Annotated in this window: 24 protein-coding genes; 12 read left to right on the forward strand and 12 right to left on the reverse strand. The window is 64.7% G+C overall.

Features of this window, described 5'->3' with window-relative positions; genetic code table 11:
- Nucleotides 1-6 precede the first annotated feature (6 nt).
- The 4 genes from JQ586_RS11195 (at nt 7) to JQ586_RS11210 (ending at nt 4,524) form a co-directional block, all read left to right on the forward strand.
- On the forward strand, nt 7-1,065 hold the full coding sequence (locus JQ586_RS11195; protein ID WP_212394791.1) for a ligase-associated DNA damage response exonuclease: 1,059 nt from the start codon (nt 7-9) through the stop codon (nt 1,063-1,065).
- Nucleotides 1,062-2,714, forward strand: coding sequence for a cisplatin damage response ATP-dependent DNA ligase (locus JQ586_RS11200; RefSeq protein ID WP_212394605.1), 1,653 nt, complete (start codon nt 1,062-1,064; stop codon nt 2,712-2,714). Before JQ586_RS11195 ends, JQ586_RS11200 begins: the two co-directional genes overlap by 4 nt.
- Before the next feature lie 99 nt (nt 2,715-2,813).
- A complete protein-coding gene (locus JQ586_RS11205; protein WP_212394606.1) occupies nt 2,814-3,119 on the forward strand; it encodes a DUF6460 domain-containing protein in 306 nt (101 codons plus the stop codon).
- An 85-nt stretch (nt 3,120-3,204) separates the two neighbouring features.
- Complete coding sequence (locus JQ586_RS11210) at nt 3,205-4,524, forward strand: MATE family efflux transporter (RefSeq protein WP_212394607.1); 1,320 nt, start codon at nt 3,205-3,207, stop codon at nt 4,522-4,524.
- A 101-nt stretch (nt 4,525-4,625) separates the two neighbouring features.
- Here JQ586_RS11210 and JQ586_RS11215 read toward each other — a convergent pair whose 3' ends face one another.
- Nucleotides 4,626-5,723, reverse strand: coding sequence for a quinone-dependent dihydroorotate dehydrogenase (locus JQ586_RS11215; RefSeq protein WP_212394608.1), 1,098 nt, complete (start codon nt 5,721-5,723; stop codon nt 4,626-4,628).
- A complete protein-coding gene (locus tag JQ586_RS11220; protein WP_212394609.1) occupies nt 5,720-6,064 on the reverse strand; it encodes a DUF952 domain-containing protein in 345 nt (114 codons plus the stop codon). Before JQ586_RS11220 ends, JQ586_RS11215 begins: the two co-directional genes overlap by 4 nt.
- A 201-nt stretch (nt 6,065-6,265) precedes the next feature.
- Here JQ586_RS11220 and JQ586_RS11225 point away from each other — a divergent pair, with 201 nt between their 5' ends.
- Entirely contained in the window at nt 6,266-6,919 is a 654-nt protein-coding gene (locus tag JQ586_RS11225) for a helix-turn-helix transcriptional regulator (protein ID WP_212394610.1), read from the forward strand.
- Between the two features lie 72 nt (nt 6,920-6,991).
- Here the strand turns inward: JQ586_RS11225 and JQ586_RS11230 are convergent, their stop codons facing one another.
- The 6 genes from JQ586_RS11230 to JQ586_RS11255 all read right to left on the reverse strand — a co-directional run bounded on the left by JQ586_RS11230 (nt 6,992) and on the right by JQ586_RS11255 (nt 12,365).
- Nucleotides 6,992-7,777, reverse strand: coding sequence for a class II aldolase/adducin family protein (locus JQ586_RS11230; protein WP_212394611.1), 786 nt, complete (start codon nt 7,775-7,777; stop codon nt 6,992-6,994).
- 328 nt (nt 7,778-8,105) lie between these two features.
- Entirely contained in the window at nt 8,106-9,746 is a 1,641-nt protein-coding gene (locus tag JQ586_RS11235) for a lysine--tRNA ligase (RefSeq protein ID WP_212394612.1), read from the reverse strand.
- 169 nt (nt 9,747-9,915) lie between these two features.
- Nucleotides 9,916-10,809, reverse strand: a complete 894-nt coding sequence (locus JQ586_RS11240) for a transporter substrate-binding domain-containing protein (RefSeq protein WP_212394792.1) — start codon at nt 10,807-10,809, stop codon at nt 9,916-9,918.
- Nucleotides 10,810-11,008: 199 nt separating this feature from the next.
- Nucleotides 11,009-11,599: an SCO family protein gene (locus JQ586_RS11245; RefSeq protein ID WP_212394613.1), complete on the reverse strand. Its 591-nt coding sequence runs from the start codon at nt 11,597-11,599 to the stop codon at nt 11,009-11,011.
- 22 nt (nt 11,600-11,621) lie between these two features.
- On the reverse strand, nt 11,622-11,813 hold the full coding sequence (locus JQ586_RS11250) for a hypothetical protein (protein ID WP_212394614.1): 192 nt from the start codon (nt 11,811-11,813) through the stop codon (nt 11,622-11,624).
- Nucleotides 11,814-11,894: 81 nt separating this feature from the next.
- Entirely contained in the window at nt 11,895-12,365 is a 471-nt protein-coding gene (locus JQ586_RS11255; RefSeq protein ID WP_212394615.1) for a hypothetical protein, read from the reverse strand.
- Between the two features lie 276 nt (nt 12,366-12,641).
- On the opposite strand from JQ586_RS11255, the gene JQ586_RS11260 reads away from it, so the two are divergent.
- A complete protein-coding gene (locus tag JQ586_RS11260; protein WP_212394616.1) occupies nt 12,642-14,300 on the forward strand; it encodes an FAD-binding dehydrogenase in 1,659 nt (552 codons plus the stop codon).
- A 128-nt stretch (nt 14,301-14,428) separates the two neighbouring features.
- Here JQ586_RS11260 and JQ586_RS11265 read toward each other — a convergent pair whose 3' ends face one another.
- Entirely contained in the window at nt 14,429-15,421 is a 993-nt protein-coding gene (locus JQ586_RS11265; protein WP_212394617.1) for a LysR family transcriptional regulator, read from the reverse strand.
- Between the two features lie 190 nt (nt 15,422-15,611).
- Between JQ586_RS11265 and JQ586_RS11270 the strand changes: the two genes are divergently transcribed.
- The 3 genes from JQ586_RS11270 to JQ586_RS11280 are packed head-to-tail and all read left to right on the forward strand — an operon-like array spanning nt 15,612 to nt 18,807.
- A complete protein-coding gene (locus JQ586_RS11270; RefSeq protein WP_312016955.1) occupies nt 15,612-16,328 on the forward strand; it encodes a gamma-glutamyl-gamma-aminobutyrate hydrolase family protein in 717 nt (238 codons plus the stop codon).
- Between the two features lie 18 nt (nt 16,329-16,346).
- Nucleotides 16,347-17,444, forward strand: a complete 1,098-nt coding sequence (locus JQ586_RS11275; protein WP_212394619.1) for a M14 family metallopeptidase — start codon at nt 16,347-16,349, stop codon at nt 17,442-17,444.
- Between the two features lie 34 nt (nt 17,445-17,478).
- Entirely contained in the window at nt 17,479-18,807 is a 1,329-nt protein-coding gene (locus tag JQ586_RS11280; RefSeq protein ID WP_212394620.1) for an MFS transporter, read from the forward strand.
- Nucleotides 18,808-19,683: 876 nt separating this feature from the next.
- Here JQ586_RS11280 and JQ586_RS11285 read toward each other — a convergent pair.
- Complete coding sequence (locus tag JQ586_RS11285) at nt 19,684-20,043, reverse strand: helix-turn-helix domain-containing protein (RefSeq protein ID WP_212394621.1); 360 nt, start codon at nt 20,041-20,043, stop codon at nt 19,684-19,686.
- Between the two features lie 103 nt (nt 20,044-20,146).
- Between JQ586_RS11285 and JQ586_RS11290 the strand changes: the two genes are divergently transcribed.
- From JQ586_RS11290 to JQ586_RS11300, 3 genes are all read left to right on the forward strand, one after another.
- A complete protein-coding gene (locus tag JQ586_RS11290) occupies nt 20,147-21,595 on the forward strand; it encodes a CDGSH iron-sulfur domain-containing protein (RefSeq protein ID WP_212394622.1) in 1,449 nt (482 codons plus the stop codon).
- 63 nt (nt 21,596-21,658) lie between these two features.
- On the forward strand, nt 21,659-22,579 hold the full coding sequence (locus tag JQ586_RS11295; protein WP_212394623.1) for a PHB depolymerase family esterase: 921 nt from the start codon (nt 21,659-21,661) through the stop codon (nt 22,577-22,579).
- Between the two features lie 110 nt (nt 22,580-22,689).
- On the forward strand, nt 22,690-23,040 hold the full coding sequence (locus tag JQ586_RS11300) for a RidA family protein (protein WP_212394624.1): 351 nt from the start codon (nt 22,690-22,692) through the stop codon (nt 23,038-23,040).
- Nucleotides 23,041-23,210: 170 nt separating this feature from the next.
- On the opposite strand, the gene JQ586_RS11305 is transcribed toward JQ586_RS11300, so the two are convergent.
- On the reverse strand, nt 23,211-24,344 hold the full coding sequence (locus tag JQ586_RS11305; RefSeq protein WP_249147483.1) for an alpha/beta fold hydrolase: 1,134 nt from the start codon (nt 24,342-24,344) through the stop codon (nt 23,211-23,213).
- Nucleotides 24,345-24,492: 148 nt separating this feature from the next.
- Nucleotides 24,493-25,560 carry an aromatic ring-hydroxylating dioxygenase subunit alpha gene (locus JQ586_RS11310; RefSeq protein WP_212394625.1) on the reverse strand — a complete coding sequence of 356 codons (1,068 nt, stop codon included), beginning with the start codon at nt 25,558-25,560 and terminating at the stop codon, nt 24,493-24,495.
- Between the last annotated feature and the right edge of the window lie 48 nt (nt 25,561-25,608).

The raw sequence follows: 25,608 nt of genomic DNA on the forward strand, positions 1-25,608 counted from the left end.
CAGAAGATGCGCCCGCAAGACATCCTGATGCCCGGCCCGGCCGGCCTTGCCTGCAAAGCGGGCGGCTTCCATATCGATCCTGTCCGGCCGGTGGAGCGCGCGCTGATCACCCATGGCCATTCCGACCACGCCCGCCCGGGCCACGGCGCTGTTCTCGCCACCCGGGAAACGCTCGACATGATGCGGCTGCGCTACGGCGAGAATTTCGCCGGCTCGACGCAGGTCGTCGCCTACGGTGAGGAGATCAGGCTCGGCGACGTCACGGCGACATTTCATCCCGCGGGCCATGTGCTGGGATCGGCACAGATCGCAGTGACCTGCAAGGACACCCGCATCGTCGCCTCCGGCGACTACAAGGATGCGCGCGATCCGACCTGCGCGCCGTTCGAGCTCGTGCCCTGCGACGTCTTCATAACAGAGGCGACGTTCGGCCTGCCGGTGTTCCGCCACGGCGACGCCGCCGACGAGGTCAAGAAGCTGCTGACATCGGTGCGCCTGTTTCCGGAGCGTGCGCATCTCGTCGGCGCCTACTCGCTCGGCAAGGCGCAGCGCGTGATCGCGCTGCTGCGCGAGGCCGGCTATGACGCGCCGATCTATCTGCACGGCGCAATGGAGGCGATCACCTACTATTATCGCGAGCGCGGCATTCCGCTCGGCGAGTTGAAGCCCGTACGCGGCATGAAGAAGGCCGATCTCGCCGGCACCATCACGCTGGCGCCGCCGAGCGCGACCTCAGATGTCTGGACGCGGCGCTTTCCCGATCCCGTCACCGCCTTTGCCTCGGGCTGGATGCGGGTGCGCGCCCGCGCGCGGCAGGGCGGCGTCGAGCTGCCGCTGGTGATATCAGACCATGCCGACTGGGACGGGCTGACGGCGACGATTGCCGCAACCGGCGCCGGCGAGATCTGGGTCACCCACGGCCAGGAAGACGCGCTGGTGCATTGGTGCAAGACCAAGGGCCTCGCCGCACGGCCGCTCGATCTGGTTGGCTATGGCGACGAGGACGAGGGCGAGGCCGCAGCGTCCGCCGACGAGGCCCAGCGCGCCGGCGAGGCCGACGCATGAACCGGTTCGCCGAGTTGCTGGACCGTCTCGCCTACGAGCCCGGCCGCAACAACAAGATCAGGCTGCTCGTGGCCTATTTCCGCTCGACCCAGGATCCCGATCGTGGCTATGCGCTGGCCGCGCTGACCGGCGCGCTATCGTTCAAGCATGCGAAACCAGGATTGATCCGCGACCTGATCACGGAACGCGCCGATCCCGTGCTGTTCGGATTGTCCTACGACTATGTCGGCGACCTCTCCGAAACAGTCGCGCTGATGTGGCCGAAGGCGGAACTGCCCGGCCACAACAATCCACCTCCCCCGACCCTCACCGAGGTCGTCACCACGCTGCGCACGCTCGGCAAGTCCGCGCTGCCGGCGCAGCTCGCGCGCTGGCTGGACGAGCTCGACGAGACCGGACGCTGGGCGCTGCTGAAGCTCGTCACCGGCGCGATGCGGATCGGGATTTCGGCGCGGCTGGCGAAGACCGCTGCCGCCGCACTCGGGAACAAGGATCCGCACGAGATCGAGCTGATGTGGCCGGGCCTGTCGCCGCCCTATCTCGACCTGTTCGCCTGGCTGGAAGGCCGCGGCGACAAGCCGGTGAACCGGGATCCCGTGCCATTCCGCCCGGTGATGCTGGCGCATGCGATCGAGGATGCCGATTTCGCCGGTCTCGACGCGGCGGATTTCAGCGCGGAATGGAAATGGGACGGCATCCGCGTGCAGGCGGTGTCCGGCCGCGATTCGCGCGGCCATGTGCAGGCGCGGCTCTATTCCCGCACCGGCGAGGACATCACCGGCAGCTTTCCGGATCTTGTGCCGTCGCTGCATCTACCAGGTGCGATCGACGGCGAACTTCTGGTGCTGCGCGACGGCCGCGTGCAGAGCTTCAACGTGTTGCAGCAGCGATTGAACCGCAAGGTGGTCTCGCCGAAACTGACCAAGGAGTTTCCGATCCATCTGCGCGCCTATGATCTCCTGGACGACGACGAGAACGATTTGCGCGAGCTGCCGTTCGTCGAGCGCCGCGCGCGTCTCGAGCGCTTCGTCGCAAGGCTGGACGATCCGCGCATCGACCTGTCGCCGATGATTTCGTTCACAAGCTGGGAGCAGCTGGCGGCGGCGCGCGCCGATCCGAAGAGCGCGGGCGCCGGCGACGATGCCGACGCGGTCGAAGGCGTGATGCTGAAGCGACGCGACGCGCCTTACTTGCCGGGGCGGCCGAAGGGTCCGTGGTGGAAGTGGAAGCGCGATCCGCACATCATCGACGCCGTGCTGATGTATGCGCAGCGCGGCCACGGCAAGCGCTCGTCCTATTATTCCGACTACACTTTCGGGGTCTGGACCCGTGGTGAAGCCGGCGACGAGCTGGTGCCGGTCGGCAAGGCCTATTTCGGGTTCACCGACGAGGAGCTGCTGCAGATCGACCGCTTCGTCCGCCGTAACACCACCGAGAAGTTCGGCCCCGTGCGTCATGTCGTGCACGAACCGGATCAGGGCCTGGTGATGGAGGTCGCGTTCGAGGGGTTGCAGCGCTCGCCGCGGCACAAATCCGGCGTCGCGATGCGATTTCCCCGCGTCAGCCGGCTGCGCTGGGACAAGCCGCCGCGCGAGGCCGACCGGCTGGAGACGCTTGAACGGTTGTTAATGACCATGACGACGAATTAATTCCGCTCGGACATGGCAGCCATTGATCGGGACGGGCGGGTTCCCCATCTGCCCCGCCGTGACCTATAATGAGGCGGACGATTCCGCCAGGAGAGATCGATGCAACACGACGTCAGAGACTTGCCGGCCGGCAGCGCCGACGCACTGCACCGCTTTCTCGGCGGCTCGCCGCTCGCGGTGGCGTTCCGGCTGATCCTGCTGTCGATCCTGGTCGGCGTCGTGCTCGCCGCAATCGGCTTCGATCCCTGGAATATCATCCACAGCATCCGCATGCTGTTCCAGCGGCTGTGGGATTTCGGCTTCGACGCGATCAACTGGGCCTGGCGCTACTTCCTGCTCGGGGCCGTGATCGTGATCCCGGTCTGGTTCCTGTCGCGGCTGTTCGGCGCGCCGCGCGGCCGCTAGGGCCGCGCATTGCCCTGAGGACAATTCCAGCATGGCCGCGCGACGGACGAGGCGATAGAAGCGTGTATACTTCGCACCTATAGCCATGCACGCGCCCGTCCACCCCAGGATCACGTCACGCCAGGTGTTCGCCATCGCCGGCCCGGCGATGGTCGCGAACCTGACCACACCGCTGATCGGCATCGTCTCGACCACCGCGATCGGCCACCTCAATGATGCCGCGCTGCTCGGCGGCGTCGCGATGGCCTCGATAATCTTCGACTGCCTGTTCTGGCTGTTCGCCTTCCTGCGCATGAGCACGCTGGCCTTCACGGCGCAGGCGCTCGGCGCCGGAGAAACGTGGGAGTTCAGCGCGATCCTGGTCCGCGGTTTCATCGTCGCCGGCCTGATCGGCATCGCCCTGATCGTGTTGCAGGTGCCGCTGGCGTCGGTCACGTTCAGCCTGATGGGCGGCAGCGAGGGCGTCACGCGCGCCGCAAGAACCTACTTCATGATCCGGATCTGGTCGGCGCCGCTGGCGCTCGCCAATTACGTGATCCTCGGCTGGCTGGTCGGACAGGCGCGCGCCAATCTGGCGCTCGCGCTGCAGATCGTTATCAACATCATCAACATGATCGCGACGGTAGTGCTGGTGCAGGCCTGTCATGCCGGCATCGCGGGCGCGGCGATCGCTGCCGTGCTGGCCGAGGCGGCCGGTTTCATTGCCGGTATCGTCGTGGCCTGGCGTATCGCAAAAACCGGCTTCACGGTGCCGGGCGCCACGCTGTTCGATCGCGACAAGCTGATCCGCATGCTCGCCGTCAACCGCGACATCATGATCCGCACCGCGGCCCTGATCACCGTGTTTCTGTTCTTCACCGCGAAGGGCGCGCGTGCCGGCGACGTGACGCTGGCGGCCAATTCGGTGCTGAACAATTTCCTGCTGGTCTCGGCCTTCTTCCTCGACGGCCTCGCCAATGCCGCCCAGCAGCTCTGCGGCAAGACGTTCGGCGCGCGCGATGCGCGCGGCTTTGCCGACTCCACCCGGCTCGTGTTGACATGGGGGATCGGCTTTGCGCTCGTGGTCTCGGTGCTGTTCGCGCTGTTCGGGCCTGCCCTGATCAACCTGATGACGACCAGCGAGGACGTCCGCCGTGCGGCGCGCGACTTCCTCGTGTTCGTGATCCTGGCGCCGCTGCCCGGCGTGTTCGCATTCGGCTTCGACGGCATCTATGTCGGCGCAACCTGGGCGCCTGCGATGCGCAATCTCATGCTGCTGTCGCTCCTGATCTTCCTCGCCACCTGGTGGGCACTGAGCGCGTTCGGCAATGCCGGCCTGTGGGCCGCGCTGATCGGCTTCTACGTCGCGCGCGGCGGCCTGCAGGGCGCGTGCTATCCGGCGTTGCTGAGGAAGACGTTCAGGTGAAGTTCATCCCGTAGCCCGGATGCAGCGCAGCGAAACCCGGGGTCAGCATCCGCGGTGAGGCTATCCCGGATTTCGCTGCGCTTCATCCGGGCTACAAGATACTACCTCACCGGCCAGTCTTCGGCCGTGATCGTTGCGGCATCGGCGCCTACGATCTCGGAAAGCGAATCGCGACCCGTCCGCAGCAGGGTCGACGAGAGGTCGCGCTTGATGTCCTCGACCAGGCCGAGGCCCTTGTAGACCAGCGACGAATAGAGCTGGATCAGGCTGGCGCCGGCGCGGATCTTGGTCAGCGCGGCGCCGCCGGAGTCGATGCCGCCGACCCCGACCAGCGGGAATGCGCCTTCGACCCGCACGAAGGTCTCCGCTACCATCCGGGTCGAGAGGCGGAACAGCGGACGGCCCGACAGGCCGCCCTGTTCCTTCGCGCGGCTCTCCTCGCGCAGCGTGGCCGGCCGCGCCAGCGTGGTGTTTGCGACGATCATGCCGTCGACGCGGCGCGAGCGCGCGACATGCACGACGTCGTCGAGCTCGGCGAGGCTGAGGTCCGGCGCGATCTTCAACAGCACCGGCGAATCGCCGGCGTTCTTGCGGACGCGCTCTCTGACGTCGATGACCCGCGCCAGGAGGTCGTCGAGCGCAGCCGATTGCTGCAGGTTGCGCAGGCCCGGCGTGTTCGGCGAGGAGACGTTGATGGTGAAGTAGCTCGCCACCGGCGCAAAGGTCTCGATCAGCTGGACATAGTCGGCGATGCGGTCTGGCGAATCCTTGTTGGCTCCGACATTGACGCCGATGATGCCGCCAAGGCTCGCGCGCGAGGCGAGCCGCCGCAGCACGGCCTCGGCGCCGTCATTGTTGAAGCCCATGCGGTTGATGACGGCCTCGTCGCGCTCCAGCCGGAACAGCCGCGGCCGCGGATTGCCGCTCTGGGGGCGCGGCGTCACCGAGCCGATCTCGACAAAGCCGAAGCCGAGCCGCAGCAACGCGTCCGGCGCCTCCGCGCTCTTGTCGAAGCCGGCCGCCATGCCGATCGGGTTCGGGAAGTTGAGCCCGAAGGCACGCACCGCGAGCTTGGAATCATCCGGCCGCGGCCGCATCGGCGGCAGCAGCTTGAGGCCCTGGATCGCCATGCGATGGGCATCTTCGGGATCGAACCAGCGCAGCAGCGGCAGCGAGAAGGCATCGAAGGCGCGGATCACGGCTTGAACTCCGGAACGTCGTGCCCTCCATCGGAGCGGGCACGCAGCTCGAGGATTTCGACAACCGCGCCGAGGTCGAGCTCGCCATAGAGATGCGGAAACAACTCGTCGTTGCGCGAGGGCTCCCAGCGCAGCGCCTCGCCGAGCGCGTCGGCATCGACCGCGACCAGGAACAGGCCGGTCTGGCCGAAGTAGTGCTTGCGCACGGTCTCGGCCACTTGCGCGGCGGTCGAAAAATGGATGAAACCGTCGCGTTCGTCGTCCGCACTGCCCCGGTACACGCCTTGCCGCTCGGCCTCGCGCCAGGCCGAAGCGGGGGTGATTTTGTAGATCGAAGGCACGTGCCGGCGGTCCCTTTCGTCGTTGAGTCTCTTGGGGTTTTGTCCGGACTTGGCGGGGCGGACCCCAGACGCCACCGGGCGAGAGCGACCGTATCGGCGGCCGCGGCGCAACTCAAGCGGCGCACGGCCAGATCAGGAGCAGAATTGCGGAACTCGTCGATTTGAGGTAATAATTCCTAGAAATGTGCAAGGATGGTTCCGATGGTCAAGCAGCCAAAAGCCGTCCGACCGCTCACCCACGGCCAGGTCTGGGCAGCGCTCGACCGGCTCGCCGAACGCGCCGGCCTGTCGCCTTCCGGCCTCGCCAAGCGCGCAGGGCTCGATCCCACCACCTTCAACAAATCGAAGCGGATCACCGGCGACGGCCGCGAACGCTGGCCGTCGACCGAATCGGTCTCCAAGGCGCTGGCCGCAACAAATGCCTCGATCGAAACCTTCGTGGCGCTGATCGGCGATGGTGGGCGCACCGGCCAGGCGGTGCCGATGATCGGCTTCGAACAGGCCGGCACCGCCGGCCTGTTCGACGACAGCGGCTTTCCCTCCGGCAAGGGCTGGGACGAGGTGGCGCTGCCAACGATCCATGACGAGCATGCCTATGCGCTCGAGATCGAGGGCGATCAGATGAAACCGGCCTATCGCGAGGGCGACATCATCGTGATCTCACCGGGCACACCGATCCGCCGCGGCGACCGCGTCGTGCTGCGAACGGCAGGCGGCGAGATGCTGGTGAAGGAACTGAAACGCCGCAGCGCGAGGACGTTGGAGCTCGGCTCCCTCAATCCTGAACTCGCAGACCGCATCCTCGATGCAGAGGAGGTCGCATGGATCGCGCGCATCGTCTGGGTGAGCCAGTAGCGAGGCGAGTTGTCGCCACAATATTGGTGTCGTCCCGGCGCGGGCCGGGACGACAGTGGAATTCGCGGCGAATTACGTCGCGTAATCCGGCTCCCTGCGATCCAGCATCCGCTTCAGTGCATCGAAATGCCGCTGCGACGGGGTCGGTCCCTTGTAGAGGTGTTCGTCGCGGAAATCGCGCTTGGTCTTCTCGACGACCTGCGGCGGCAGCTGCTTCAGCGGCTGGTGGGTCCACATCGCGTAGATCTGCACCTGCGCGGCCCGCTCGATGTAATAGAGCCTGTCGAAGGCGTCCGCGACGGTTTCGCCGACGGTCGAGATGCCGTGATTGGCCATGAACAGGATCGTCTTGTTGCCGATCACCCTGGCAAGCCGCGCGCCCTCGGCCGGATCGAGCGCTGGACCAGTGTAGAGATCATCATAGGCGATCGCCTCGGACAGCCCGACCTCGGTCTGGCCGATTTCCTTGATGCGGGGGTCTTCGAGCCGGGTCAGCGCGCTCGCGAACGGCATATGGGTGTGGAACACCGCCTTTGCCTGCGGCAGCGCCTTGTGGATCGGCGCGTGGATGCAATAGCAGGAGCGCTCGACCTCACCCTCGCCGCGCTTCACCTCGGCATCGTCGATGCCCACCTCCATGAAGGACGACGCCGTCACCTCCGACCAGTGCATGCCGAACGGGATCTGGTAGTAGCGGTCGGTGCGGCCGGGCACCACGAAGGTGAGATGGTTGAAGATGCCTTCGGAGAAACCGTGGATATAGGCGAGCCGGTGGGCGGCTGCGAGGTCGACCCGCGCCTGCCATTCCTCGGCGCTCGAACTGTCCTGCAGCGATGTCGGCGAAACCCTGAACTGCATGCGTGTGCTCCCGTTCATCCCGGCCCCTCGGCGGAGGCACTGTTGATTTTGTGGGCGCAAGTCTAGCGCAATCCGACGGCAGCCTCCGGTGAAATTGCCGATGGGCTGCCATCCCGATTTTGCGGGCTCGGCGGCGCCCGTAGCCCGGGTGGAGCGCAGCACAATCCGGGACAGCTGTCGCCACTTGCGAGAGTCCCGGACTACGCTTCGCTGCATCCGGGCTACACACGCCCGCGGGGTGCGGCAAAGCGTAGCGTGCCCGCCGTTTCAATCACTGCTCGTGTGTTGGGCACAGCGCTTCCGCGCCTTTGCCCAACCTTTGCAATGCCTACGACGACCGCGCCAGCGCGCCGTCGATCATGTCGACCGCGTTCTGCACGCCGTAGACCGCGACGAAGGAGCCGAAGCGAGGCCCCTTCTCCTGGCCGAGCAGAACCTGGTAGAGCATGTTGAACCAGTCGAGCGAGACGCCGGGACGGCCATCCTTGCCCTTCTTGTTGGTGTCGAGGAACGGCTCGCGGCGGCCGATCTCGTAGACCACGTTCTGGATCTCTTCCGCGGTCGCACCCTCCTGCATGTTGGCAAGCGCATCGCGCAGATCCTGCAGCGCGGCGCGCTCGCCCTCGGTCGGCTCGCGGAACTGCTTCGTCGGCGCCACGAAGTCGCGATAGTAGTTGATGGCGTAGCCGACCATCGCGTCCAGCTTCGGATGGGTCTGCGGCGTCACGCCGGGACGGTAGCGACCGATGAAGCCCCACAGCGTCCCGGCATTCTCCGCATTCGACGACGACACCAGCGTCAGCAACAGCTGGAAGGTGACCGGCATATCAGCCTGCGGCGGCTTGCCGGAGTGGATATGCCAGACCGGGTTCTGCAGCTGCTGCCGCGGTTCCTGACGCGGGAAGCCGTCGAGGAACTGCTGGTACTCGTCGACATGACGCGGGATGACGTCGAAATACAGCCTCTTGGCCGCCTTCGGCTCGCGATACATGAACAGCGACAGCGATTCCGGCGAGGCATAGCGCAGCCACTCGTCGATGGTCAGGCCATTGCCCTTCGATTTCGAGATCTTCTGGCCCTTCTCGTCGAGGAAGAGCTCGAAATTGAAGCCTTCGGGCGGCGTGCCGCCGAGCGCCGCGCAGATCTTGCCGGACAGCTTCACCGAGTCGATCAGGTCCTTGCCGGCCATTTCGTAGTCGACGCCGAGCGCATACCAGCGCATCGCCCAGTCCGGCTTCCATTGCAGCTTGCAGTGGCCGCCGGTGACGGGAACGGTGACGCTCTCCCTGGTCTCCGGATCGTCATAGGAGATCGTACCGGCCTTGGCGTCATGCGCGGTGACCGGCACGTAGAGCACGAGGCCGGTACGCGGGCAGATCGGCAGGAACGGCGAATAGCTCGCCGCGCGCTCCTCGCGCAGGCTGGGCAGCATGATCGCCATCACCTTCTCGATCCGCTCCAGCATGCGCAGCAGCGCCGCGTCGAACCGGCCCGAGGTGTAGTATTCGGTCGAGCTCGCGAATTCGTAGTCGAAGCCGAACTGGTCGAGGAAGGCCCGCAGCCGCGCATTGTTGTGCGCACCGAAGCTCGAATGGGTGCCGAACGGATCGGGCACCTTGGTCAGCGGCTTGCCGAGGTTCTTCTCCAGCAGCTCCTTGTTCGGCACGTTGTCGGGCACCTTGCGCAGCCCGTCCATGTCGTCGGAGAAAGCAAGCAGACGCGTCTTGATCTTGTCCTCGGTGAGCACGCGAAAGGCATGGCGCACCATCGAGGTGCGCGCGACCTCGCCGAAGGTGCCGATATGGGGCAGTCCCGACGGGCCGTAGCCGGTCTCGAACAGCACCTCGTCCTTCGGATTTTTCTTCAGCCGCGCCACAATCGCTTTCGCCTGCTCGAACGGCCAGGCGTTGGATTGTTCGGCGAGCGCACGCAGGTCGCCAGGGCTGAACGGAGGATCGATCACGGACATTCCTCAGGCTTTCTCCAAAAAGGCCGCGAAACTAGCGCTTTCGCGGCGAAATGCAAAATGACGGCGAAGCCCCCGTCATTCCGGGATGGTGCACAAACACCAGACCGGAATCTCGAGATTCCGGGTTCGATGCTGCGCATCGCCCCGGAATGACTGCGTCGGACGACTCCTAGAACGGGCTGATCGAGAAGTAGCGCAGCCACAGATCGGTGAAGCGGCCTTTTTCCCAGATCCGGAACAGCGCCCAGTTCAGTGATTGCCGCAGCAGGTCGTTGCCTTTGCGCACAGCGATCCCGACGCCCTCGCCGAAATAGCGGCTCTCGACGAAAGGTCCGCCGGAGAAGGCGCAGCACTCGGCAGAGTCGGTGCCGTTGATCCAGAACGCGAGCGAGATCGCATCGCCGAAGATGAAATCGACCTCGCCGCGGCGCAGCGCCGCGCGCAGCGCATCGTTATCGGGATAGGAATGGATCTCGGCGTCGGTGAACATCGCCTTCAGATACGCCTCGTGCGAGGTGCCGGCGATGACGCCGACCTTCTTGCCCTCGAGATATTCGGGGCGGATCTCGGGCATCACATTGTCGCGGCGCGACACGAAGCGCGCCGGCGCACGGTAATAGGGATCGGTGAAATCGACCTTGGCGCGGAGCTGCGGCGTCACCGCCATCGAGGCGATGATGGCATCGCCCCGATTGGTGGCGAGCGCATCGACCAGGGTCTCGAAGCGACGCATCTGGATGGTGCAGGTGACCTTGATCTCGTCGCAGAGCGAGCGCGCAAGGTCGACGTTGAAACCAGCCGGATTGCCGTCGGGACCGGTGAAGTTGAACGGCGGATAGTCGGTCTCGGTCAGGAAGCGGATCACGGTGAGGCGCGACAGGTCGGGCCGGTCTGGCCGGCGCCGCGGATCCCAGAAGCCCGGCACCGCCTGGGGCGCGGCTGCGGCAGCAGCCTTCGGCGGAGGGGTCGGGGTCGATGGCGTGACCGGCGAGCCGGCCGCCGGAGCGGACTTGGCGGCCGGAGCCTGGACGGAGGGAGCTTGGGCCGGCGGCGTCTGTGCCATCACGGGTCCGGCCGATGCCAGCCACGCAGCCGCCATCATCTCCGCAGCCAGGTGGACGATCTGGCGCGGCCGGACGGCAAAGGGCTGGTTGGAGTGATCTGGCATAAAATGGGCGATTAGAGGAAATCGGACGGCCTTATAGACCATCCGGCGCCCGATGCGAGCGCCGATTGGGTCAAGTGCCCGCCGGGAAGCGGGCTCAGAGATACCGTTTCAGATCGGCGGCCGCCTCCTCCGGCGTCCGGTTCAGGTTGAACGGCGAGACGAAACGGCCGTCGCGATCCATCAGATAGATCAGCGCGGTGTGATCCATCGTGTAGTCACCATCCTTCAGCGGCACCTTCTTGGCGTAGACGCGATATTCCGACAGCACCTTGGCGACTGAAGCGGGATCGCCGGTGAGGCCTTTGAGGTGCGGATCGAAGCTCGAAAGGTAATCCTTCATCGCGGCCTGGGTGTCGCGCTCGGGATCAACCGAGACGAAATAGGTGTTCACCCGGTCGGCGTCCTTGCCCATTGCCTTGAGCACCTCCGACATCTCGAACAGCGAGGTCGGACAGACGTCGGGACAGTGGGTGAATCCGAAGAAGATCAGCGTCGGCTTGCCCTTGAGGTCCTTGTCGGTGACCGTCTGCCCGGACTGGTCGGTGAGCTGGAACGGGCCGCCGATCGCGGCCGGTGCGGCGACAGTGCGCAGGCCTCCGACCGCCCACAGCATGACGAACAGGCCGACGGCCAGGCTGGCAGCGAAGGCGGCGAAGATCACCAGCGGTCGGGTCGTCCGGGGCATGATGTCAAAACATCCTTCTCGGTCAGAAACAGGCAGAGATTCCGGCGGCAATCATCTCGAAAAACACCGCCGTGCCATAGTGGAACCAGAGTACGCCGGCAGCCAGCAGGGCCATCCCTCCAATGCCGGCCCCGCCCCACAGAATCACCGACGCCACCGCGCCCTGCGTCGGCTCGGCGATCGGGTGAGGCGGGGCGGAGACCGGCTGAACCATGCGGTTCAGATAGGCCGGGTTCCGGCGGGCGGCAAGCACAATGGGGGCCGGCCCGATCACGTCATGCGGAGGGTTTGCTCGTCAATGCGATAACGGCTTGTTCGCCGAGGCCTGCGCGTCGAGATAACAGGGCTTGTACAGCGCCTGCAGCTGCTTGCCGCGCAGAAAGATCATGTGCGGCGTCAGGCCACCGCGGGCCGCGATCCATCTGCGCACCGCCGGCGGATACATCGAGTACAGCATCTGCGTCGCTTCGGGATTGGTCACCGCGCGGCCGTTGGCGCCGAAATCCCAGGCAGCATGGAAACCGAGATTGGCATGCGAGGTGACGCAAATGCGGTCGCGGGGAACCGCGCCGAGCACAATGGTGCAGGCGGACGCACAAAGGCCGTCGATGATCACGGTTTCGCCCGACGTGCGCAGGCTTTGATATTTGTCGACGTAGGTTCCGATCCGCCCGCCGCGATCATCGGCAATCCTGACCACCGCGTGTGACGCCCCCATTCCCGCCAGCAGAAGAACCGCAGCGAGCAACCCCGTCATCAACTTCATTTGGCCAGCCCCAGTCGAAACCGAATCTGCTTGTTTTGGTGATGCAGTGCAGGTGAGCGTGTTGCGAGACCGAAGTTTTGTCCAGCCGAGCGAACCGCGTCAAAACAAATTCAAATTGGGTGTTGCGCGCGGGCTGCAGTCGGGTGTGGAAAGGTCCCAAACTGAAACAATTTGCCGCGACGGCTTGGTGCCTCGGGGCCACAGGCAAGGATCATTTGGCGTTGACCGCGCGCGAGGCCGCAGTCTTCAATCATGGCGGGGTTGGGGAGAATCGGAATGGCCGAGGATGCGGATGTGATCGTGGTTGGCGGCGGGCTGGCCGGGCTTGTCGCCGCAACCGAGATTGCCGACGCCGGCAAGCGCGTCATCGTGCTCGATCAGGAAGGGGAACAAAGCCTCGGCGGCCAGGCGTTCTGGTCGTTCGGCGGATTGTTCCTGGTCGATTCGCCGGAGCAGCGGCGGCTCGGAATCAAGGACTCCTGCGATCTGGCGCTGCAGGACTGGATGGGCACAGCCGGCTTCGACCGCGACGAAGATCACTGGCCGCGCAAATGGGCGGAGGCCTATGTCGCCTTCGCCGCCGGTGAGAAGCGCGACTGGCTGCGCGCGATGGGCCATCGCATCTTCCCGATCGTCGGCTGGGCCGAGCGCGGCGGCTATGACGCGATGGGGCATGGCAATTCGGTGCCGCGTTTTCATGTCACCTGGGGCACCGGCCCGGGCATCGTCGAGCCGTTCGAGCGCCGCGCGCGCGAGGCCGCCAAGACCGGACGGCTGGTCTTCAAGTTCCGCCATCGCGTCGATGCGCTCGATGTGACCAACGGCGTGGTCGGCGGTGTCCACGGCGCAATCCTGGAGCCGACCAGCGTCGAGCGCGGAAAAAGTTCCTCGCGCAAGGTGGTCGGCGATTTCTCGCTGCGTGCGCAGGCCGTGATCGTCGCCTCCGGCGGCATCGGCGGCAATCATGACCTGGTGCGGCAGAACTGGCCGAAGCGACTCGGCGAGCCGCCAAAATTCATGATCTCGGGCGTGCCCGAACATGTCGACGGCCGCATGATCGGTATCACCGAAGCCGCCGGCGCGCGGCTGATCAACCGCGACCGGATGTGGCACTACGTCGAGGGGATCCAGAACTGGAACCCGATCTGGCCACGTCATGGCATCCGCATTTTACCTGGACCGTCGTCGCTCTGGTTCGACGCGACCGGCAAGCGCCTGCCGGCGCCGCTGTTCCCGGGCTCCGACACGCTCGGGCAACTGCATTACATCATGAGCACCGGCCACGACTACTCGTGGTTCATCCTGACCCAGAGCATCATCAAGAAGGAATTCGCGCTCTCGGGCTCGGAGCAGAATCCCGATCTGACCGGGAAAAGCTGGCGCATGACGATCAAGCGCGCCACCAACAAGGGCGCGCCGGCGCCAGTCGAGGCGTTCAAGCAGCATGGCGCCGACTTCATCGTGCGCGACAAGCTCGGCGATCTCGTCGATGCCATGAACAAGCTTGCCGGCAACGACCTTTTGAAGTTCGACGCGATCAAGGCGCAGATCGAGGCGCGCGACCGCGAGATATCGAATCCCTTCGTCAAGGACGCACAGGTGATGAACCTGCACAATGCACGCCGCTATATCGGCGACAAGCTGATCCGTACCGCCAGGCCGCACCGCATCCTCGACTCCGCGCACGGCCCGCTGATCGCAGTGAAGCTCAACATCCTGACCCGCAAGACGCTCGGCGGCTTCGAGACCGATCTCGATTCACGAGTGTTCGGCAACGACCACCAGATCATCCGCGGGCTCTACGCGGCTGGCGAAGCCGCCGGCTTCGGCGGTGGCGGCGTGCACGGCTATCGCTCGCTGGAAGGCACCTTCCTCGGCGGCTGCCTGTTCTCGGGACGGAATGCGGGACGCGCGGCGGCGAGAGCGGCGGGCTAGTCTTGCCGTGTCAGGTGCTTGCTCCGTCGTCATTGCGAGGAGCTCGCGACAAAATTGCAGAGAAATTCTCCGCTGAAGCGACGAACTCGTGTAACCAGCCCGCCGGTCTTTCCGCGCTGATGGCGAGACTATCGCGCGATCCTCGGGCGTGTCCGGTTCTTGCCCGCGACCTTGCGGCGCGCCCTCGCACGCGGCACGCGGGGAGCGACCGCCTGCTCCACAGACGCGAAATGCGCCCGCACGATCTCGAAGGCCCGCTCGGCCGCAGGCACACGGGTCCGACCGGCGCGCTCGACAATGCCCAAGGTGAGCTGCAAGCTCAGTGGAGGATTGACGTCCAGGCAAACCAGCGTGCCGTCTCGCAGATCCGTGAACACCGAAACGTCTGTGGCCGGAGCGATCGCATTGCTGGAGAGGAGCAGCGTCAGCAGGGTGGATGCGTCGTTGGTGTTGACCGAGAAATGATCCTGCAACGGTCGCGACAGCCCATACAGAGCCGCCATCTGCTCCAACAGCCCCTCGTCGGCATACCCGGATCCAATGAGCGGATACGTCCTGAGCGCATCAATGGTGATGTTTTCCCGCCCATCCAGCGGATGGCCGCGACGAGCATACCAACCGAAGCTGCAGCGGTAGACAGGCTGGACCTGCATCTGACTGTCGTGCGCCACCGCACGGATGTCGCCGATGAAGAAGTCGAGCTCTTCGCGGCGCAGTGCAGCCAGCAGCGCATCAGTGCTTTGCACGACTGTGCTGAGCCGCAATCGCGGCGCGTCCGATAGAAGTTGCAGCAGCATCGGCGCCATCAGCATGCGGGCAATCGACGAACCCATCCCGAAATGCAGTGACCCCGACTCGCCGTCACGCATCAGAGCCAGCGAGCGAGCGCCTTCCCTCTCGTCGAAGACGATTCGCCGGGCGCGCTCGGCATACATCAGCGCATAGGGCGTGGGTCGCAGGCGCCGGTCCTGGCGGTCGAACAGCGGCACGCGCAATTCATCCTCGAGCGAGCGAAGGCTGCGCGACAGAGCCGGCAGGCTCAGGTGCACGACCCTGGCGGCGGCGCTGAGCGAGCCGCGGTCCAATACCGCAAGGAAGTGGCGAAGCTGGCGAGTGTTCATGATGCAGTCACTTGCAGATCATGCAACTAAGCTAGAGTTAAATTGCAATTTACGCAAATAGATCGTGGTCCTACACTCAGGGCATCCCTTAGAGATTGCCCTGAACATGACCTGCGACGCTCTCCGCCGTCCTCTCGTGATCGTTGCCGCCGATCGGATCGATCGGCATGGCCACGCTGCGCATGCCGTCCTGCACGGATATGTCCGCGCAGCGTCGGAGTGTGCCGGCGTTATGACACTGGGCCTTCCCGCCGAAGCGGGAGCTTTCGATGCCGACAGCCTCATCGATAGCATTGACGGCGTCTTGCTCACCGGCAGTCCCTCCAACGTATCGCCCGCGTGCTATGGAGCTCCGGCGGCGCCCGACGAGATGCTGCTCGACCTGGCGCGCGATGCAGCCGTGTTGCCGCTGGTTCGGAGAGTCGTAGCCGCCGGCGTACCCATTCTCGGCGTATGCCGCGGCTTTCAGGAAATGAACGTGGCCTTCGGAGGCACGCTCGATCCGGCGGTCCACACGCGCTCTGGTCGCCTCGATCACCGCGAAGGCGATCACGCACGACCGATCGAACGCTGGTACGACGACAGCCACGACATCGACATCGCACCAGGCGGCGTGCTTGCGGGCCTGGTTGGCGAGCAGCGCGTGCCCGTCAATTCTCTCCATCACCAGGGGATCGACCGGCTTGGACAAGGCTTGCGGGTCGAAGCCACTGCACCCGACGGCCTGGTCGAGGCTTTCTCGGTCGCCTGCGCGCCGGCCTTTGCGCTCGCGGTACAGTTTCATCCCGAGATGCGTATTCACGACTGTCCTTTGGCGCAGGCCATCTTCACGGCTTTCGGCACCGCATGCCGCAAGCGCCTGTTGCATCGGTTGCGCGCCGTCGAGCCGGCGGCCGCATTGGCATAAATTCCGTCAGGAGTAGACATGTACGATATCTCTTCCCGATCCCTCGATCTTTTCAGCCCGACCTACGCCATCGCACGCAGCAAGTTTCTGGGCGCGGCCAGCGCCCGCGGCCTTGTGGTGGACAGCCATGTACTGGACCTGCCCGGCGCTGAGGGAGAAACGCTGGCCGTAGACGTGGTGCTGGACGGTCCCGCTGACGCATCGAAAATGCTGATCGTGCTCAGCGGCGTGCACGGTGTGGAGGGCTTTTGTGGTTCCGCCGTACAGGTCGGCCTCCTGACCGATGATGCACCGATGTATGCCGACACCGCGACACTGTATGTGCACGCGATAAACCCCTACGGCTTTTCACACTTGCGACGCGTCACGCAGGAGAATGTGGATCTGAACCGGAACTTCGTCGACTTCACGAAGTCACTACCGGTAAACACCGGCTACGCAGAGATCCACGATTGGCTGCTGCCGGCCACTTGGCCGCCCGGAGGGGCCGCAGAGGCCGAACTGGCCGCCTACCGCAGCCGGCATGGCGCGCGCGGCCTGCAGCGGGCCATCGGCCTCGGCCAATACATCCGTGCCGACGGCATGTTTTTCGGGGGAAGCGAACCGACCTGGAGCAACCTGACTTTCCGCTCGATCCTGAAGCGCTATACGCGAAACGTGAAGCAACTCGCGTCGATCGACATCCACACCGGGCTCGGACCAAGCGGCTTTGGCGAGCGCATCTTCGCGAGCTTCGATCAAAATGCGTTGCCGCGCGCCAAACAGTGGTGGGGCGAATTGACCGACGTCCACGCCGGCACGTCGACGAGCATTCCGTTGACCGGGCCCATCCAGACGGCGTTGTTCGAGGAGTGCCCGCAGGCCGAGCAATTCGGAATCTGCCTGGAATACGGCACCTATCCCAGCGATCGCGTCACCTCAGCACTGCGGGCCGAGCACTGGCTGCACCGTCATGGTTCAGCCGATACGGTATTGGCACAGCAGATCAAGTGCGATCTCAAAGAGGCATTTTACCCCGATGCCGACGACTGGAAGCGCGACATCTGGCGTCAAGGCCGCCAAGCCTGCCTGCAGGCCCTCGAGGGGTTGCAAGCGGATTGCCCCGTCGAAGCCTGAGCGGCTCCCCTCCATCAAACTCACGAGTTCTCCCATGAGCACTACGACCCTGAATTCCGATCTCGTGCCGCAGAGCGCCACGTTTGCAAGCGATGGCGCGCTGTCCGGGACAACGATTAGCCGCAAGGCTGTTGTCGCCGCCGTGGCGGGCAACGCGCTGGAGTTTTACGACTTCGTCATCTACGCCTATTTCGCCGTATACATCGGCAAGACCTTCTTTCCGGTGGAGGGCGAGTTCGGCAGCTTGTTGGCGGCGGTGGCGGCCTTCGGTGTCGGCTTCTTCACACGCCCGCTGGGCGGCGCGCTGATCGGTGCTTTTGCCGACAAAGCCGGACGCAAGCCGGCGATGATTCTCACGGTCGCGCTGATAACCGTCGGAACCTTGGGCCTGGCCGCTACACCCGGCTACGCCAGCATTGGAATGTTGGCTCCCATCATTGTGGTGCTATGCCGTCTGCTGCAAGGGTTCGCGCTCGGAGGTGAAGTAGGACCAGCCACAGCCTTGTTGATCGAAGCTGCGCCACCCGGACGCCGGGGCCTGTATTCGAGCTGGCAGATCGCGAGCCAAGGCCTGGCGGTGGCGGTCGGCGGCATCTTCGGTGTGGCGCTTTCGCTGCTGCTGTCACCGCAAGATCTGGCGGCCTGGGGTTGGCGCGTGCCGTTCCTTGTCAGCCTGGTGCTCGTTCCCATCGCCGTCTATATCCGCCGCGACCTGCCTGAAACCCATGGCGGCACCAAGCAGCACAGCGGCCCGGCCATCGTCGCATCGGTGTTTCGCGACCACGGCAAGATCCTGATTCTGGGCGTGCTGGCCTCGGCAGCTGCGGCTGTTGCCTCTCAGGTGGGTAACTACATGGTGACCTATGCGGTGCAGGTGCTGAAGCTGCCTGCGGCCCTGTCGCAGGCCAGCGTACTGATGGGCGGAGTGATGACCTTCGCGTTCGCCCTGGCCGGTGGCGCATTGTGCGACCGGTTCGGGCGCCGGACCATCAACCTGCTGCCGCGCTTGGCGCTGATGTTCCTGATCGTGCCCCTGTTCATGTGGCTGTCCGGCGCCACAGGTGCCGCGACCCTGCTGACCGTGAGTGCCGTGCTTGCGGCCCTCACTGCGATGTTCGGCACCGCAGGACTGGTCCAGGTGCCGGAGCTGCTCCCTATCGCGGTGCGCAGCACCGGTCTGTCGCTGGTCTACGCCATCGGCACCTCGCTGTTCGGAGGCACAACGCAATTCGTGGTGACCTGGCTACTGGCGGTCACCCACAATCCAATGGCGCCGGCCTGGTACGTTGCAGTCATGTGCGCAGTGAGCACCCTTGCGATGTGGATGCTGCCGGAATCGCGCGACGTTGACGTGAGCCGTTGATCAGGCAGCGGTGCCGTGACGTCTATTAGGCCCCGTCGCGTCCTGGTCCGGCTTACCTCCTGCCTCGGACGCGACGCCGATCATGGCAATCTGACGCGGTCAGCCATAAGGCGACATCGAGCCAATGAATGCGATCATCGAGTGAACGCATTCATCTACCTCGTGCTCAGCGCGTGAAGCAGCGAGAAGCCTGACCCGATTGAACCGCTTCTAAGGTGCCCCACTGCCGAACAGTTTCTTGCCCGCAGCAGTGCGGGACATCGCATCCCTGCAGGGATCGCTCACCTCTGCCATGTGTGACTTTATGCAGGCTCTGATACCGCCGGTGCCCGGTACAACGCCGGCGCACAGCTTTGTAACATCGGTCTTGCACGCCTTTCCTGTCACTCCTACCCCAAGCACGCGGGCCTCGCAGGTCTCCGATAGCTCGGTCAAATGGGATTTGATGCAGGCCGTGATCCGGCCTTCGCCGGGCTGAACCCCTGGGCACAGTTTCTTGAGATCGCCCCCGCAGGGGTCGCCCGCCTGCTGTGCCACGGCGACAGAACTCGACAGCAACAAGGCAGTCCATACAACGAACCCAAATCTCGTTCGCGCCATTCTAGAGTCCTCCAGGAAATTGAATTGGGGAATATACGAACGCCTGCCGCGCAGCTAAGCGGCCCCTCTGGAACGCGATAGCGGGCAAAGATGGCTTGCACTGCCGATAGCATCTCCGCTTTGATTGTCTTATTCGGTACCTGCCTGGTCAATGATCCGGCAGCATGCGCTCCGCCGAAGATTCTATCTCCAAAACGGGTCATTTTCGACGGATTCATCAGGACTTTCGGCTGGTTGATGTCCGCTTTCGCTCGTGAGCGCCGAACCAGGGCCGGGTCAGGGGCGTTGCGCCTCCACCTCCGCACTGAGGAAACGGACCCCGAACGTGTCGGCGTTGGCTTGTCCCCAATCGTAGAGTGCCTGCAACATCGGTTTCAGCATTTCGCCGCGTTTGGTCAGGCAATAGCGCGACGAGACGCCGGCGCGCTCCTGCTTCACGAAGCCGCAGTTGCAGAGATCGCGCAGCCGCTCGGTCAACACCTTGTCGCTGAGCTGCGGGATGTCGTGGCGCAGTTCGCCGTAGCGCATCGGGCGGACCTTCAGCCGGCTCAGGATCACGGTCTTCCACTTGCCCGAGAGCTGATCGATCGAGAACTCGACCGGGCAGCCATATTTGCGCTTGGTCTTGCGTATCATCCCGCTCTCCCGCGGCACTTTCCATCTGGTTCGTTGAGAGCCGCCATCGATCCATCTAAGCACGCTTTGCGGGTTGGGGAGAGCGCGAGGACCATTGCAAGGCATGACAGAGGACAGTTCGGCGAAGACTCCAAACACGATACCCAAGCGCATCGTCGTCACCCGCAATGGGCCCTATCAACCCGATCCCGACATTCCGATCGTCGATCATCTCGGCGTGCGGATTGCAACTGAAGCACCGGTGCGGCTCTGCCGCTGCGGACAATCGCAGACCAGGCCGTTCTGCGACGGCAGTCACGTCAAACGCGGCTTCACCGATGCAAAAGATCCGCGGCGGGTACCCGACAAGCTCGACATCCATGAAGGGCAGCAGGCGTACCTGTTCGACAATCGCGGCACCTGCGCGCATTCAGGCTTCTGCACCAACCGCCTCCGCTCCGTGTTTCATCCCGGCGAGGAACCGTTCATCAGCCCGAGCGGCGCACGGCTCGATGATCTCATCAACGCGGTCCGCAGATGCCCGTCGGGCGCGCTCGGCATCGGCATCGGACCCGCACGCGACGCTGCGCTGTCGGACGTCAGCCGGCCGCCGGGGATCGAGGTCTCGAAAGATGGACCCTACCGCGTCACCGGCGATGTCGAGCTGGTCGACGAGGATGGCAAGACCATCGCGCAGAATGCTGGCGCCTCGCACGAACATGTCAGCCTGTGCCGCTGCGGCTCGTCATTGAACAAGCCGTTCTGCAGCGGGATGCACTGGAGCGTATCGTTTCACGATCCCGTCCCTGATCCCCTGCGCGAGCCGACCTTGTTCGAATGGGCCGGCGGCTATCCGGCGCTGCTCGACATGACACGCATCTTCTACAGCCGCTACGTACCGGAGGACCCACTGCTCGGCCCGCTGTTCGCCCAGATGTCGCCGGACCATCCGGAACGGGTCGCGGCCTGGCTCAGCGAGGTGTTCGGCGGCCCGCGCCTCTACAGCGAGCGCTATGGCGGCTACCGGCGGATGGTGTCGCAGCATATCGGCAAGGAGATCCGGCCGGAGCAGCGCGCGCTGTGGGCGACCTACATGGTGCAAAGCGCCGACGATGCCGGGCTACCGTCCGATCCCGAATTCCGCGCCGCCTTCGTCGCCTATATCGAATGGGGCTCGCGGATCGCGGTCGAGAATTCCGGCGCCGGCGCCAAGCCGCCGCCGAACATGCCGGTGCCGCGCTGGTGGTGGGTCTGCAACGCGACACCCGGCGCGCGGCAGCCTGCCGCGGCCGGTGAAACGCCTGACGCCGGTGAGACAGATGCGCCGCCCGGTGCCGACGAGACCGTGCAGTTCGAGGAGCACATCCGGCCGCTGTTCCGGCCGATGGATCGCAACTCCATGCTGTTCGCATTCGATCTCTGGAAGAAGGCCGATGTGCTGAAGCATCGCCGGCAGATTCTGGCGCGGCTCGAGGCCGGCACGATGCCCTGCGACGGCGCCTGGCCGGCCGAACGCATCGCGCTGTTCGCCCGCTGGGCCAGCCAATCAGAAACTGAAGCCGCGAGCGAATAGCAGCTGTTGAACCGGCCGTCCGGGCGTGATGCAATCGCGCCTCGCGCGGACGGGATTTTGGCGATGCGATGGCGTCGGATCGGCATGTTGGCGCTTGGCGCGCTCGCGCTGGGTCCTGGCCCGGCGCGCAGCGAGACGATCGTGATCAACGGCACCACACGGACCTTCACGGCTCAACTGCCGGACAGCAAGCCCGCGCCGCTGGTTATCGCCCTGCACGGCAAGACGCAGAGCGGCCTCGATATGATGACGCGGACGTCGTGGCCCGCGGTCGCAAAACGCGAGCAGGTCGCTGTGGTGTTTCCCGACGGGCTCAACCGGGCCTGGGCCGACCTGCGGTCGGACGAGGAGCGCGCCAGCAACGGTCCGCCCAAGGGCACCGACGATGTCGCCTTCATCAGCCAGTTGATCCAGAAATTCATCGACGACGGCACAGCTGACCGGAAGCGGATCTATGTCACCGGCATCTCCAATGGCGGCGCAATGACCATGACGCTGCTCTGCAGGCGGCCGGACCTGTTCGCCGCGGCCGCGAGCGTGATCATGAACCTCACCAATCACTCCGCTCGCGCCTGCCAGCCGTCACGGCCCGTGCCGCTCTTGATGATGAACGGCACCGCCGACCCGCTGATCCCCTATCAGGGTGGCCGCGGCTCCAGCAGCTTCGCGGTCGGCGGATTCTGGTCGACCGACAAGACGCTGGCATTCTGGCGCGACGTCAATGGCTGCGAGGCGAGGAACGCCGGCAGCAGCGAGCTCGAGGACCGCGACCGCAACGACCACTCCACCGTGACCCGGATCGGTTCGCACTGCCCGGCCGGCCGTGACGTCGTGCTTTACCGAGTCAACGGCGGCGGCCATCGCATGCCCGGCAGCTTTGCCGATGCGCGCTTCGAGCGGCTTGCCGACAACATCCTCGGTCCGCAGAACCATGATATCGACGGCGCCGAGACGATCTGGGCCTTCTTCCAACGATTTCCGTGAGCCGAGCCTCACAAAAGCCCGGCCTTCAAAATCCGAGCCTTGCAAATTGCGCAGTGGCGGCGGACGCCGCGGCGGGGTAGAGAGTGCCCGCCATTCCAGTGGAGACCCAAATGAGCATCGAGCGTATTGAATCCGGCCCGCGCATGAGCCAGGTCGTCGTGCACGGCAACACCGTCTATCTCGCCGGCGTCGTCGCCGGCAAGGCGGCGGGCGGCAGCGTCACCGAGCAGACCAAGGACATCCTTTCGATCATCGACGGCCACCTCGCCAAGGCCGGCACCGACAAGTCGAAGCTGCTCAGCGCAACGATCTACATCACCGACATGCGGACCTTCGCCGAGATGAATGCAGTGTGGGACGCCTGGGTGTCGCCGGGCAACACGCCGGCGCGCGCCACCGTCGAGGCCAGGCTCGCCGCCCCGCAATACACTGTCGAGATCATGGTGATCGCAGCCAAGTAGGCGCGACCGCGCACACCGAGGTGAGCTTCCAATGCCCCGGATTGCAAACTGCAATTCGGGGCAGGTTTTGGTCGGCGGCCCTGAGTATTTTCGGTTCTGATTGGATCAGAACCGAAGCTCTGGATTCTTGTATTGCGGCGTTTTCTTCACACGAACCGCTCGAAAACGCTCTAAGCGCTCATCCGCGGCGTCTCCGAAGCATCGCCGATATCGGCCTGCAGCCAGCGGGCGATCCGGCGCCACGAATTGTTCAGTGCCTTGCAGCCCATGAAAAGGGCGAGGTGACCACACGATTCGGTGGCGCGCTCCTGCCATGCCGGCGGCGTGCCCAGCAATCGCGCGGTCGCCAGCGCCTGGTCGCGCGGGACCACGATGTCGTTATCGGCGGCGAGCAGGAAGACCGGCGTTTTCACCTCGGCGAGATCGAGCGCGCGGCCGAGCGCGACGAAGCCACCGTGCGCGATCCGGTTCTGGCGAAAGATCCAGTCGGTGACCTGAAGATAGTACGTGCCGGGCAGATCCAGCGTCTCGCGATTCCAGCGCTCGAAGCGATCGTGGAGCGCCTTGCCGGTCTCCGATCCAGTGAGATCTCGCTGCAACGCCGCTTCCACGTCATTTCGCGTGAGGGGCATGCTCCAGATCTGCAGCATGTTCGCGCCGCTGACGATGCCGTCTCCCTGACGCACCATCGCCTCGAAGCCCGGCTGCGGAAGCGAGACCACCATTTTGGCAATTTGCGACGGCACCGAGATGTCGATCGGGCTGCCGGCGAGCACGAGCCGCCGCACCTTGCCCGGGAAACGCGCGGCATAAAGCAGCGACAGCCATCCACCCTGGCAGAGGCCTGCAAGATCAACCGGAGGCCCGATTTCATCGACGGCGACGTTGAGCTCTGCAAGATAGGTATCGATCGAGAAGTAGCGCATATCGGGGGTGGCCGAGCGCCAGTCGGTGAGATAGAGGCGCGTAACCCCGGCGTTTCGCAGCACCTCCACCAGGCTGTGGTTCGGCGCAAAATCCGCGATCAACGAACGGTGCAGCGCGTAGGGCGCACAAACCAGCAACGGCCGGCCTTCAGCGCTTCGCGAAAAATCCACCAGACGCATCGACGGCAGCTGCAGCGCTACCCTGTTCGGCGTCGTCCACGGCAACGGCGCCTCGCCTTCGGGCCTCTGCGCGCGGTCGGCGTACCATTGCCAATATGTGTCGAGCACGACCCTCGTGGCCTCAAATGGCCACAGCCAGACGTGCTGCGCCAAGCCGGCGCCCGCATGTCGTTCCGGAGGTCCCGTCTTGTCGCTCAAGACTGTTCACCCGATTGATGGACGCCGATTTGGTCGGGGGCGCATGGGTCAAGACGTTCGCGCCCGACCGAAAACCGACGAATTCAGGCCCATCACCCTACGCCAAATCTGGCGTGAGCGGCAGCCATAAAGACTGCCGCCATCAATATTATGCCGCACGCGCCGCGTTCCGCTCGGCCTCGAGCTTCCGCGCAAACAACCAGCGGAAGTAGGTCAACGGTGCGTCGGCACCGATGGCCAGCAGCTGATAGTTCGGGTCGGCATCGAACACCTTCTGCTGGGCTTCGATGATGTCCTTGTCCTCGTTGAAGCCCTCCTCCAGGGAATGCCGCAGCGAGAGCGCGATGTTCGGATTGTCGACGTCGAAATCGTGCAGATAGTTCCAGAAGAAGTGCGTGGTCGAGCGCGTCTCCGGCGTCATGAACTGCGCATTTCGATATGACCGCGTGCCCGGAACCTGGACCCCCTTCTCGACGCCCTGCCCGGCAGGCGCGAAAGTGGTGTCGAGCGTGAAGATGCCGGGAATGATCATGCGGCCGATGTTGCGGCGGTCGATCGGATCGGTTTTGTTCGGGATCACCTTTTTGTGGTACGGCGGCGGCTCGGCGCCCATGTGCCAGCGCTCGACGCGGAAGCCGTCATCCAGCTTCTCGATCGCGACCGGCTTGGTCTTGTAGGCATACTCCTCGGAGCCACCGAGCGTGTTGGTGTGCACGAAGGCGAGATGGGCGAAGTCGCTGAGGTTATCGACGATCAGGAGCCAGTTGGCCTTGTAGTGCATATAGCCCGGCAGTCCGCGCCACTTCGGATCCTCGAGCGGCGGATAGTCGAGGACCAGCTTCGGATCGGCCTTCTCGGGATCCCCGGTCCAGATGAAGATCATGTTGTAGCGTTCGACCACGGGGTAGCTTCGCACGCCGAGCTTGGCGGGAATGACGTCCTGGCCGGGAATCTGGATGCACTTGCCGTCGGAGGCGAATTTCATGCCGTGATACATGCACCTGATGTCGTCGCCCTCGACACGCCCCATCGAGAGCGGCGCGGCGCGATGGCAGCAGCGATCGTCGAGCGCGACGACCTTTCCGCTCGATCCGCGATAGAGCACGATCGGGCGTTCCAAAATCGTCCGCGCCAGCTTCTTGCCGTCGATCAGTTCGTGATTCCACGCCGCCACATACCAGCTGTTGCGCAGGAAAATTCCGTCGTCGTCGGCCATGTCGTCCTCCCCGATGCAATGTCCGTTGCGACGACGTTAGGTGATCTC

It is taken from the genome of Bradyrhizobium jicamae (assembly GCF_018130215.1).
Lineage (GTDB): Bacteria > Pseudomonadota > Alphaproteobacteria > Rhizobiales > Xanthobacteraceae > Bradyrhizobium > Bradyrhizobium jicamae_A.